11 protein-coding genes and 1 pseudogene are annotated in these 12191 nt (G+C 55.0%); 8 read left to right on the forward strand and 4 right to left on the reverse strand.

The features are described from left to right. The first annotated feature begins 141 nt into the window (after nt 1-141). The 5 genes from epd (at nt 142) to I6N93_RS01995 (ending at nt 5471) form a co-directional block, all read left to right on the forward strand. Nucleotides 142-1158, forward strand: coding sequence for an erythrose-4-phosphate dehydrogenase (gene epd, locus I6N93_RS01975; RefSeq protein ID WP_085688000.1), 1017 nt, complete (start codon nt 142-144; stop codon nt 1156-1158). Between the two features lie 68 nt (nt 1159-1226). Beyond that, nucleotides 1227-2390: a phosphoglycerate kinase gene (pgk, locus tag I6N93_RS01980; RefSeq protein ID WP_085688002.1), complete on the forward strand. Its 1164-nt coding sequence runs from the start codon at nt 1227-1229 to the stop codon at nt 2388-2390. A 108-nt stretch (nt 2391-2498) separates the two neighbouring features. Continuing rightward, a complete protein-coding gene (gene fbaA, locus I6N93_RS01985) occupies nt 2499-3578 on the forward strand; it encodes a class II fructose-bisphosphate aldolase (RefSeq protein WP_085688004.1) in 1080 nt (359 codons plus the stop codon). Between the two features lie 129 nt (nt 3579-3707). After that, nucleotides 3708-4577: a small-conductance mechanosensitive channel MscS gene (gene mscS / locus I6N93_RS01990; protein ID WP_085688006.1), complete on the forward strand. Its 870-nt coding sequence runs from the start codon at nt 3708-3710 to the stop codon at nt 4575-4577. Nucleotides 4578-4751: 174 nt separating this feature from the next. Continuing rightward, nucleotides 4752-5471: an oxidative stress defense protein gene (locus tag I6N93_RS01995; RefSeq protein WP_085688008.1), complete on the forward strand. Its 720-nt coding sequence runs from the start codon at nt 4752-4754 to the stop codon at nt 5469-5471. A 34-nt stretch (nt 5472-5505) separates the two neighbouring features. Here I6N93_RS01995 and I6N93_RS02000 read toward each other — a convergent pair whose 3' ends face one another. Then, a complete protein-coding gene (locus I6N93_RS02000) occupies nt 5506-6399 on the reverse strand; it encodes a LysR family transcriptional regulator ArgP (RefSeq protein WP_085688010.1) in 894 nt (297 codons plus the stop codon). A 182-nt stretch (nt 6400-6581) separates the two neighbouring features. Between I6N93_RS02000 and rpiA the strand changes: the two genes are divergently transcribed. Then, entirely contained in the window at nt 6582-7244 is a 663-nt protein-coding gene (gene rpiA, locus I6N93_RS02005) for a ribose-5-phosphate isomerase RpiA (protein WP_085688011.1), read from the forward strand. 310 nt (nt 7245-7554) lie between these two features. Then, nucleotides 7555-8787, forward strand: coding sequence for a phosphoglycerate dehydrogenase (gene serA, locus I6N93_RS02010; protein WP_085688013.1), 1233 nt, complete (start codon nt 7555-7557; stop codon nt 8785-8787). 55 nt (nt 8788-8842) lie between these two features. On the opposite strand, the gene I6N93_RS02015 is transcribed toward serA, so the two are convergent. Then, the gene (locus I6N93_RS02015) at nt 8843-9847 is read right to left on the reverse strand and encodes a zinc-binding alcohol dehydrogenase family protein (RefSeq protein WP_085688015.1); all 1005 of its coding nucleotides are present in this window, start codon (nt 9845-9847) and stop codon (nt 8843-8845) included. A 124-nt stretch (nt 9848-9971) separates the two neighbouring features. Here I6N93_RS02015 and I6N93_RS02020 point away from each other — a divergent pair. Continuing rightward, a pseudogene (locus tag I6N93_RS02020) lies at nt 9972-10064 on the forward strand (helix-turn-helix domain-containing protein); the annotation flags it as partial. 35 nt (nt 10065-10099) lie between these two features. On the opposite strand, the gene I6N93_RS02025 reads toward I6N93_RS02020, so the two are convergent. Both I6N93_RS02025 and ettA read right to left on the reverse strand, forming a co-directional pair. Next, the gene (locus I6N93_RS02025) at nt 10100-10318 is read right to left on the reverse strand and encodes a hypothetical protein (RefSeq protein WP_197669180.1); all 219 of its coding nucleotides are present in this window, start codon (nt 10316-10318) and stop codon (nt 10100-10102) included. Nucleotides 10319-10419: 101 nt separating this feature from the next. Continuing rightward, entirely contained in the window at nt 10420-12084 is a 1665-nt protein-coding gene (gene ettA / locus I6N93_RS02030; RefSeq protein WP_085688782.1) for an energy-dependent translational throttle protein EttA, read from the reverse strand. Nucleotides 12085-12191: the final 107 nt, after the last annotated feature.

Below are 12191 nucleotides of genomic sequence, written 5' to 3' on the forward strand. Positions count from 1 at the left end.
GCAGTCACTCAATTCCGCTGAATCAGCCGGGTTTTACGGGTCGATGACGAAGAAAACGCAAGGTATAACCAATGGTTTATTCCTGACGATGTACTGATTATTCTATAGGACCAGCGGTTTTATCATTACACAGGGAATTTCATGACGATCCGTATTGCGATAAACGGTTTTGGTCGGATAGGACGCAGCATACTGCGGGCTCTCTATGAGTCCGGACGGCGCGCCGAAATCTCCGTCGTCGCGATCAATGAGCTGGCGAATGCCGAAGGGATCGCCCACCTGCTTAAGTACGACAGCAGCCATGGACGTTTTTCGTGGGATGTCGGTCAGAAATGCGACCAGCTGTACGTGGGGGATGACGTCATTCGCCTGCTGCACGAGCCGCAGTTGCAAAACCTGCCCTGGAGAGAACTGGGCGTGGACATTGTGCTGGATTGCAGCGGCGTTTACGGCAGCCGGGCCGACGGTGAAGCGCATCTGGCCGCAGGCGCCCGCAAGGTGCTGTTTTCGCATCCCGGCACGCCGGATCTGGACGCCACCGTGGTGTACGGCGTCAACCAGGATGATTTACGGTCCGAGCACCGTCTGGTGTCGAATGCATCCTGCACCACCAACTGTATTATTCCCGTGATAAAACTGCTCGATGACGCGTTTGGCATTGAAAGCGGTACGGTCACCACCATTCATGCCTCCATGAACGATCAACCGGTGATTGACGCCTATCACCATGATTTACGTCGCACGCGTGCGGCCAGCCAGTCAATCATTCCGGTGGATACCAAACTGGCTGCGGGAATTACGCGTTTTTTCCCGAAGTTCCAGGATCGTTTCGAAGCGATTTCCGTGCGGGTGCCCACCACGAACGTCACGGCGATCGATCTAAGCGTTAGCGTGAGAAGTAAAGTAAACGTTTGTGAAATCAACGGCCTACTGCAAAGCTCAGCGCGAGGGGCATTTCGTGGTATAGTTGACTACACAGAATTACCGTTAGTTTCAGCCGATTTTAATCACGATCCGCACAGCGCGATCGTGGACGGAACACAAACCCGGGTCAGTGGACATCATCTGATAAAAACACTGGTCTGGTGCGATAACGAATGGGGCTTCGCCAACCGAATGTTGGATACCACTCGGGCAATGGCGGCCTGCGGATTCTAGTACGCGGCGGCGGTTCTGCCGACGCCTCGCTCAAGCAACTTTAAGAGAATCAACCAAGAGGATTCACCATGGCTGTAATTAAGATGACCGATCTGGATCTGGCTGGCAAACGTGTGCTGATCCGTGCGGATCTGAATGTACCGGTTAAAGCCGGCAAAGTGACGTCCGATGCGCGTATCCGCGCATCTCTGCCGACAATCGAAACAGCGCTGAAGCAAGGTGCCCGCGTGATGGTGACTTCTCACCTGGGTCGTCCTACTGAAGGCGAATACAACGAAGAATTTTCTCTGCTGCCGGTTGTTAACTACCTGAAAGACAAATTGTCTTCACCCGTTCGTCTGGCGAAAGACTACCTAGAAGGCGTTGATATCGCGGAAGGCGAACTGGTTGTTCTGGAAAACGTCCGCTTCAACAAAGGCGAGAAGAAAGACGACGAAGTGCTGGCGAAAAAATACGCCGCGCTGTGCGACGTGTTCGTCATGGACGCCTTTGGTACGGCTCATCGCGCTCAGGCTTCGACTCACGGCGTAGGTAAATTCGCGCCGATCGCCTGCGCAGGTCCGCTGCTGTCCGCTGAACTGGAAGCGCTGGGTAAAGCCCTGGGCAAACCGGCTCGTCCGATGGTTGCTATCGTCGGCGGTTCTAAAGTCTCCACCAAACTGACCGTTCTGGACTCTCTGTCCAAAATCGCTGACCAGCTGATCGTCGGCGGCGGCATCGCCAACACCTTCATCGCGGCTCAGGGCCACAACGTGGGTAAATCCCTGTATGAAGCGGACCTGATCCCGGAAGCGAAAAAACTGCTGGAAACTTGTGATATTCCGGTACCGAGCGACGTGCGCGTAGCGACCGAGTTCTCTGAAACCGCCAGCTGCACGATGAAATCCGTCTCTGAAATTAAAGACGACGAACAGGTTCTGGATCTGGGCGACGTATCTGCAGAACGCCTGGCTGAAATTCTGAAAAATGCCAAGACTATCCTGTGGAACGGTCCGGTTGGTGTGTTCGAATTCCCGAACTTCCGTAAAGGCACCGAAGTGATCGCACAGGCGATTGCCGACAGCGACGCGTTCTCCATCGCGGGCGGCGGCGATACTCTGGCGGCTATCGACCTGTTCGGTATTGAAGATAAAATCTCTTACATCTCTACTGGCGGCGGCGCCTTCCTTGAGTTCGTTGAAGGTAAAAAACTGCCGGCCGTAGTGATGCTGGAAGAACGCGCTAAGCAGTAATGATGAACGACGGGAGAGATTTCTCCCGTTTGTGGTTGTCTCTATGCTGAGGTGGAGGCAACCGCTGCTATCTCTAACCCCCACGGCCAACGAAACAGGACACGTAACATGTCTAAAATCTTCGATTTCGTAAAACCTGGCGTCATCACTGGTGATGACGTACAGAAAGTTTTTGCAATCGCAAAAGAAAACAAATTTGCCCTGCCCGCCGTTAACTGTGTCGGTACCGACTCAATTAACGCCGTGCTGGAAACTGCTGCAAAAGTTCGCGCACCTGTCATTGTGCAGTTCTCCAACGGCGGCGCCGGCTTTATCGCAGGTAAAGGCCTGAAATCCGACGTTCCGCAGCAGGCGGCTATCCAGGGTGCTATCTCTGGCGCGCACCACGTTCATCAGATGGCCGAATACTACGGTGTTCCAGTTATCCTGCACACTGACCACTGTGCCAAGAAACTGCTGCCGTGGCTGGACGGACTGTTGGATGCGGGCGAAAAATTCTTCGCAGCTCATGGCAAACCGCTGTTCTCTTCTCACATGATCGACCTGTCTGAAGAGTCTCTGGAAGAAAACATCGAAATCTGCAGCAAGTATCTGACTCGCATGGCGAAACTGGGTATGACGCTGGAAATCGAACTGGGTTGCACCGGCGGTGAAGAAGATGGCGTAGATAACAGCCATCTGGACAACTCCGCGCTGTACACTCAGCCGGAAGACGTGGCTTACGCGTATGAAAAACTGAATGCGATCAGCCCGCGTTTTACCATCGCTGCTTCCTTCGGTAACGTACATGGCGTTTACAAGCCGGGTAACGTACAGCTGACACCGAAAATTCTGCGCAACTCTCAGGACTTCGTTTCTGAAAAATACAACCTGCCGCACAATAGCCTGAACTTCGTGTTCCACGGCGGTTCTGGTTCTACTGCTGCAGAAATCGAAGAAGCGGTTGGCTACGGTGTTATCAAAATGAACATCGATACCGACACCCAGTGGGCTACCTGGGAAGGTATTCTGCAATACTACAAGAAAAACGAAGGCTACCTGCAGGCACAGCTGGGTAACCCGGAAGGCGCGGACAAGCCGAACAAGAAATACTATGATCCGCGTGCATGGCTGCGTGCTGCGCAGAGCACCATGATCGCTCGTCTGGAACAAGCCTTTAAAGAACTGAACGCAATCGACGTTCTGTAATAAATACATTTTAAATGGCTGCAATTAAGGCTCCTTCGGGAGCCTTATTTTTACTTCCGTTTCATACAAACGACGGTAGATTTTGGTTTGTGTAAGTCAGTTTAGTGAGTCTCAAACAGGAGTGAGTTAATGGAAGATTTAGGTGTAACAGAAAGCGTCAGCCGCGCGCAGACCTGGTTGACCAACAATCAGCATGTGCTGCTGGAGTACGCGGTTAATATTGTTTCCTCATTGGTCATTCTGATCGCAGGATTGATTGTCGCTCGGGTCGTATCAAGCACGCTGAACCGCCTGATGCGCGCACGTAATATTGATGCCACGGTAGCGGATTTCCTCTCCGCCATCGCGCGCTACGGCGTGATTGCATTTACCTTGATTGCCGCGTTGAGCCGCATCGGCGTACAGACGGCATCGATCATCGCCGTGTTGGGTGCCGCCGGTTTGGCCGTCGGTTTGGCGTTGCAGGGGTCGTTGTCCAACTTCGCCGCCGGCGTGCTGATCGTAATGTTTCGTCCTTTCCGCACCGGAGAATCGGTCGATCTGGGCGGTGTGAGTGGCACCGTCGCTCAGGTGCAGATTTTCTCCAGCACGCTGTTGACCCCGGACGGCCGTATTATCGTCGTGCCGAACGGCAAGATCATCTCCGGCAATATCATCAACAGCTCCCGCGAGCCGAATCGTCGTACCGAGATCATCGTGGGCGTTGCTTATGATGCGGATATCGATGTGGTGAAGAACGTGCTTGGCGAGATCATCAAGGCGGATCCTCGTATTCATAAAGACAAGGAAATCGTCATTCGTCTCAATGAAATGGCCGCCTCTTCGCTGAACTTCGTCGTGCGCGTGTGGACCAGCAATGCCGACGCCACCGAGGTGTACTGGGATTTGCTGGAAAACTTCAAGCGCGCGCTTGATGAACATCAAATTGGCATTCCTTACCCGCAGATGGATGTGCATTTGCACCAGACCGCGACGGCGGAATCCGCCGACAAGGCGTAAGCCAGGCCTTTCTCTTACGCGCTGCCCGCCCCGATTTTACGGGCAGCGCAATATCACTCTTCATTTTCCTTTCGTTTAGCAAACCCCCTGCCAATATTTAGAAACTCTCCTATATTGAGGGAGAGCCACCTCGCGTAGGGTGTGCACTGCCGTCTCAATTTGAAAGGAGAGAGTGTGAAACTCAAGACATTGACGCTGGCTGCGGTTATCAGCATGGGAGCGCTATCCGCCACGGCCAACGAATTGCCCAATGGTCCGCATATCGTCACTTCCGGGTCCGCGAGCGTGGAGGCGACGCCGGATATCGCCCGCCTGGCCATTGAAGTCAGCGTATCGTCCAAGGATGCCGCTGACGCCAAAAAACAGGCGGACGCCCGCGTCGCGCAATATTTCGATTTTCTCGCCCGGCAGGGCATCGATAAAAAGGACATCAACGCGGCCAATATCCGCACTCAGCCCGAATACGACTACCTGAAAACCGGCGGCTCCGTGCTGAAAGGCTACCGCGCCGTTCGGCAGGTGGAAGTGACCGTACGCCAGTTGGACAAGCTGAACGAGCTGCTGGACGGCGCGCTGAAGTCCGGCCTGAATGAAATCCGCACGGTCGATCTCAGCGTTTCGAATCCGGATACCTACCGGGAGCAGGCGCGACAGAAAGCGATCGAACAGGCGAGCAGTCAGGCGCAGGCGCTGGCCAGCGGCTTCAAAGCGACGCTGGGACCGATTTACAGCATTCGCTATCACGTCGCCAATTACCAGCCGGTGCCGGTGGCACGAATGTTGAAGGCGTCGGATGCTGCCGTACAGACGATGGCGTCCCAGACTTACGAACAGCAGACGATCCATTTCGACGATCAGGTTGATGCGGTGTTTGAATTACAGCGCCAGCCTTAATTCTCTTATTACACGGGCGTAGGACTTGTTGCGATCAAGGCTGACGCAGCACCCGACGCCCGTGCTCCAACAGCGCATCCGTCACTTTTCGCATCATTCGGCTTTCCGGAGCGAAGCGATGCCAGTACAGCATCCGCCGCTGCAGCAGGCCCGGCGTGAGATCGATCAATTCGCCTTGAGCCAGCTCTCGTTCGATCTGTAGGTGGGGGATCATGCAGCAGGTGGTGCCCTGACGGGCCAACTGCACAAAGGCTTCTGACGAGTTCACGATATGGCAGGGAACGCTGCCGGGGGAAAGGTCGAAATTCTGCTGTAAAAATGCCTGATGCATATCATCCAGATGATCGAAAGCAACCGCCGGCGCGCGCAGCAAGGCGGAGCGGGTGACGCCGTTAGGGAAATAGCGTTTCGCGAATTCCGGAGAGGCGACGAACAGGTAGTCCAATGCGCCAAGCGCATCGACCAGACAGCTGGGCAGCGGCTGCGGTTGTATACTGACGGCGCCGACCACCTCGCCGCGTCGCAAACGTTCCTGCGTTCGCGTCTCGTCCTCAACCTGTAGATTCAGACGAATCGGCGAGTCCGCCAGTACCGACTGCAATGCCGGCAGCAGCCAGGTCGCCAGACTATCGGCGTTGACCGCCAGTGATAGCAGGAGAGGGGCCTCACTGCTGTTTTCATCGCCGAGCCATTCTTCTTCCAGCAGTTCGACCTGATGCAGCAACGCCAACAACTTTTGTCCCTGTTCGGTCGGGCGGGGAGGGATCGTTCTGACCAACAGCGGCTGACCAAAGAGATTCTCAAGCTGCTTGATGCGCTGCGACACGGCGGATTGAGTAATGCAGAGTTTCTGAGCGGCGCGTTCAAAGCCACGCTCGCGGATCACGGCGTCAAGAGCCTGAAGCGTGCGATAGTCCGGGCGTTTCATGAAGGGAAAAAGTTCCTGTGAATGATATTACTCTTTTCACTATGCCATAACTCTTGGCGCCACCTCTCCAATTTTACCGGCGAACTTCTGGAATTTATTTCTAAGCAAACGCTAAATCACGCCTTTTCAGCAATGTCTGCTTTATAATACGCGCACTTTTCAAAGCAACAGGCAATCAGAACATGACACAGGATGAACTGAAAAAAACCGTCGGCTGGGCCGCGCTGGATTATGTACGCCCCGGAACTATCGTCGGCGTTGGCACAGGCTCGACGGCGGCGCATTTTATTGATGCGTTGGGCACCCTCAAAGATCAGATCGAAGGCGCCGTTTCCAGTTCGGACGCCTCCACCGCCAAACTGAAAAGCCTCGGTATTCCGGTGTTTGATTGCAATGAAGTGGATGTGCTGGACGTTTACGTGGATGGTGCGGACGAAATCAACGGCCATATGCAGATGATCAAGGGCGGAGGCGCGGCGCTGACGCGTGAAAAAATAGTCGCGGCCATCGCCCGGCAGTTCGTCTGTATCGTCGACGCCACCAAACAGGTGGATATTCTGGGGCGTTTCCCGCTGCCGGTTGAAGTGATCCCCATGGCGCGATCTTATGTTGCCCGGGAGTTGGTTAAATTGGGTGGTCAGCCGGAATATCGTCAGGGGGTCGTGACCGACAACGGTAATGTCATTCTGGATGTGCATAACCTGGATATTTCCGACGCAATGGCGATGGAGAACCGAATCAACGGCATTGCCGGGGTGGTGACGGTCGGTCTGTTTGCCAACCGTGGCGCGGATGTCGCGCTGGTGGGAACGCCGGAGGGCGTGAAAACGGTCAGACGTAGCTAGTCCCGCTCCCCCAAGCGTATCGAACCGTCTCTTTCTCCGGCCAGTTTGGCAGGCCGGATTGGTGGAAATCAGGCGCTTTTTTTTACCCGGCTTTTTTGGTGCTTAATATCACTTTTTCTTATTTGGCACGGTCACTGTATGGTCGGCATCTTATTTAGCAGCATTTTTTGCCGAAAATGCCGCTTTATGCTGCCGCTTCTGCGCTCCGGGAGGCCATCGTTTGTATTGCCGCCCGCGTAATTTTTGTTATGTTTGCAGGCAATGGTTTTGCAAACCGTCACATCTAAAGTCTGAAAAATAAGGTCGGGAAATGGCAAAGGTATCACTCGAGAAAGATAAGATTAAATTTCTGCTATTAGAAGGCGTACACCAGAATGCGGTTGATAACCTGCGTTACGCCGGGTACACCAATATCGAATACCATAAAGGCGCGCTGGACCCGGAAACGCTGAAAGAGTCGATTCGCGACGCGCATTTCATCGGCATTCGTTCACGCACGCACCTGACCGAAGAGATCTTCGCTGCGGCGGAGAAACTGGTCGCCGTCGGGTGTTTCTGCATCGGCACCAATCAGGTTGAATTGCCGTCTGCCACTAAACGCGGTATCCCGGTTTTTAACGCGCCCTTCTCCAACACTCGCTCCGTTGCTGAACTGGTCATCGGCGAACTGCTGCTGATGCTGCGCGGCGTCCCCGGGGCCAACGCGAAGGCGCACCGCGGCGAATGGCACAAACAGGCCGTCGGCAGCTACGAAGCCCGCGGAAAAAATCTGGGGATTATCGGCTACGGCCATATCGGTACTCAGCTGGGTATTCTGGCGGAAAGCCTGGGTATGCACGTTTATTACTACGATATCGAAAGCAAACTGTCTCTGGGCAACGCGCAGCAGGTTAACCAACTGTCCGACCTGCTGAAAATGAGCGATGTCGTCAGCCTGCACGTTCCGGAAACCGAGAGTACCCAGAACATGATCGCGGCCAACGAACTGGCTCAGATGAAGCCGGGTGCCATGCTGATTAACGCCTCACGCGGTACGGTAGTGGATATTCCCGCGCTGTGTGAAGCCCTGAGCAGCAAGCATCTGTCCGGTGCGGCAATCGACGTCTTTCCGCAAGAACCCGCATCCAACAAAGAGCCGTTCATGTCGCCGCTGTGCGAATTCGATAATGTGCTGCTGACGCCGCATATTGGGGGTTCTACTCAGGAAGCGCAGGAAAACATAGGTGGGGAAGTGGCGAGCAAACTGGTGAAATACTCTGACAACGGCTCTACACTGTCTGCGGTGAACTTCCCTGAAGTCTCTCTGCCGACCCACAGCGCACGCGCCAGCCGTCTGCTGCACATTCATGAAAACCGTCCGGGCATCATGACGCAGCTGAATACCATTTTTGCTAACGAAGGCATCAACATTGCCGCGCAGTATCTGCAGACCAGCGCGGATATTGGCTATGTCGTGATTGATGTGGTCACCGACAGCGCGGACACCGCGTTGCAGCTGATGAAATCCATTCCGGGCACCATTCGCGCCCGCCTGCTGTACTGATTGCTACGTCGTCATGACTGGCAGAAAACCGGCCCCGTGAGGGCCGGTTGTGTTTTTACTGGCAGTCGATGACGATCTTGCCCCGAGTATGCCCTTCCAGCACCGATTTGTGCGCGGCGGCGAGCGTTTCCGTCGTTAATCCCTTCAGTACTTTGCTGGCGGTTCCTTTCAGTTTGCCTTCGTCGACGTCACGAGCGATCTGCTGCAAAATTTCTCCCTGACGTGCAATATCTGGCGTGGTGTACATGCTGCGGGTAAACATGAACTCCCAGTGCAGGGCGGCGCTTTTGAGTTTGAGCTGGGTTTGGTCCAGCGGGTGTGCGTTTTCTACAATCGTGCGAATTTGGCCCAAAGGCGCAATCAACTGCCCGATGGCGTCCCAGTATCCGTCGGTATCATTGAGGCAGAAAATGTAATTCACCTGCTCGAATCCTTGCTGTTTGACCGCGTCCACCAGATTGCGGTAATTCACCACGTGGTGTGCGCCACGCTGCTTGCACCATTCGACGGACTCCGGGCGGGAGGCCGTGGTGATGATGGTGACCTGGCTGTGTAATGCGGCGAGGGAGATAGCCATGGAGCCTACGCCGCCGGCACCGCCGATAATCAGTAATGTTTTCCCCGCTTCCGCTTCCTGAATCCGCAGATGTTCGAACAATCCTTCCCAGGCGGTCAGCGAGGTCAGAGGCAGGGCCGCCGCCGCTGCCCAGTCCAGAGCCTTGGGTTTATGTGCCGCAATGCGCGAGTCGACTAATTGATGGGTGCTGTTGCTCCCGGGGCGGGTGATATCGCCGGCATACCAGATCTTATCGCCTTCCTGAAAACCCGCCACGGCCGAGCCGACCTTCAGTACGATGCCGCTGGCGTCCCACCCCAGAATACGCGGTGCTTTCAAGCCGTCGGCGCGCAGCATGGCATGCACTTTGGTATCGACCGGGTTGATGGAAACCGCTTTGACGGCAACCAACAGATCGTGGTCGCCGGGAGCCGGAATGTCCTGAGTGATTTCGATAAAGTTCTCCGGTTGTTTAGGATCAACCGCGATCGCTATTGCTGTCATAGTGAGCTCTCTCGTTCTGAAAATTGTTGGCGTTGATGCAAGCGTACAACACAGTGTAGAACGGTGGAGGGATGCTGATAAGATGTACAAGAAATAACGCAGTGTTCGCATAAGAAGAACAATGATGTTTAACCAATTAAAAGATATGGCGCTATTCGCGTTGGTCGCTGAGAGCGGTAGCTTCACGCAGGCCGCGCAGCGGGCGGGCATGGCGAAGTGGAGAGCTGGCGACGGCGAGTTTGATCTTGAGTATCATCGATGTGGACTATAGCCTTGCAGACCCAGACCCAGACCCAGACCCAGACCCAGACCCAGACCCAGACCCAGACCCAGACCCAGACCCAGACCCAGACCCAGACCCAGACCCAGACTGCGGGTTAGACAGCCATAAAGGAAAAAGAACCGGGCGGAATTTTGGGACGTGGTGCAGTTAGGGGGAGGGAGAGTAATTTTTTGAGGAGCGTATAGCAACCTCGGTCAGCAGTGGGTAAAAAGCTGTTCTTAACCAAAGGTGCTGATAACAGAGGCCCGCTCCGGGGCGAGCCTCTTCGTTTTTTGAATCGTCGAAAACGTTACGCCATTTTCTTGTATTTGATACGGTGAGGTTCCAGCGCCTCCGAACCCAGCGTGCGTTTTTTATACTCTTCGTATTCGGTGAAGTTACCTTCGAAGAACTCGACTTTGCCCTCATCCTGATAATCAATGATGTGGGTCGCGATACGGTCCAGGAACCAGCGGTCATGCGAGATGACCATGGCGCAGCCTGGGAATTCCAGCAGGGCGTTTTCCAGCGCTCGCAGGGTTTCGATGTCGAGGTCGTTGGTCGGTTCATCGAGCAGCAGCATGTTGCCGCCGACTTGTAACAGCTTCGCCAAATGGAGACGTCCGCGCTCACCGCCCGAAAGCTCGCCAATGCGTTTGCCCTGATCGACGCCTTTGAAATTGAAACGGCCGACATAGGCACGGCTAGGTAGCTCGAAGTTGCCGATGCGCATAATGTCCTGGCCGCCTGAAACTTCTTCCCAGACGGTTTTGCTGTTGTCCATGTTGTCGCGGAACTGGTCCACGGAGGCTAACTGAACGGTTTCGCCCAGGCTGATCTCGCCGCTATCCGGCTGTTCCTGACTGGATAACATCCGGAACAGCGTGGATTTACCCGCGCCGTTCGGGCCGATGATCCCCACAATCGCGCCCTTCGGCAGACTGAAAGAGAGATTGTCGATCAGGACGCGATCGCCGTAAGACTTGCGCAGATTAGTGACTTCCAGCACTTTGTCGCCGAGGCGCTGACCGGCTGGAATAAACAGTTCGCTGGTTTCATTACGCTTTTGATACTCAACGCTGTTGAGCTCTTCAAAGCGGGCCAGACGCGCCTTGCCTTTTGACTGGCGGCCTTTAGCGCCCTGGCGAACCCACTCCAGTTCTTTCTCGATAGACTTGCGACGTGCCGCTTCGGCAGATGCTTCCTGCGCCAGACGCTGGTCTTTCTGTTCCAGCCAGGAAGAGTAGTTGCCTTCCCACGGAATTCCTTCGCCCCGGTCGAGTTCCAGAATCCAACCCGCCACGTTGTCGAGGAAGTAACGGTCATGCGTGATTGCCACTACCGTGCCTTCGTAGTCGTGGAGGAAACGCTCCAGCCACGCGACGGACTCGGCATCGAGGTGGTTGGTCGGTTCATCGAGCAGCAGCATGTCCGGTTTTTCCAGCAGAAGCCGACAGATGGCGACCCGGCGACGTTCCCCACCAGAAAGTTTGCCGATTTTGGCATCCCACGGCGGCAGACGCAGCGCATCCGCCGCGCGCTCCAGCTGGTTGTCAAGATTGTGGCCATCGTGCGCCTGAATAACCGCTTCAAGTTCGCCCTGTTCTTTGGCGAGTTTATCGAAGTCCGCATCCGGCTCGGCATAGGCCGCATAGACTTCGTCCAGACGAGTCAGAGCCTGTTTGACTTCACTAACCGCCTCTTCAACAGCCTCACGAACGGTCTGCTCCAGATTCAACTGGGGTTCCTGCGGCAGATAGCCGATCTTGATGCCGGGCTGCGATCGAGCCTCGCCTTCGATGTCTTTATCAATTCCGGCCATGATGCGCAGCAGCGTTGATTTACCGGCCCCGTTCAGACCAAGTACGCCGATCTTGGCGCCCGGGAAAAAGCTGAGGGAGATATCTTTCAGAATATGGCGTTTCGGCGGAACAATTTTGCCGACGCGGTGCATGGTATAAACGTATTGAGCCACGTTGCTCTGAGCCTCTCTCTGTCAATGTGGGTGCGGCGGCAGACAGTGTCGCGACACCGTAGGGGAATCGGTTGGATGCGGGCTTTAGCACGCTAATCCGGCCAACG

This window comes from Lonsdalea populi, assembly GCF_015999465.1.
GTDB classification, from domain to species: domain Bacteria; phylum Pseudomonadota; class Gammaproteobacteria; order Enterobacterales; family Enterobacteriaceae; genus Lonsdalea; species Lonsdalea populi.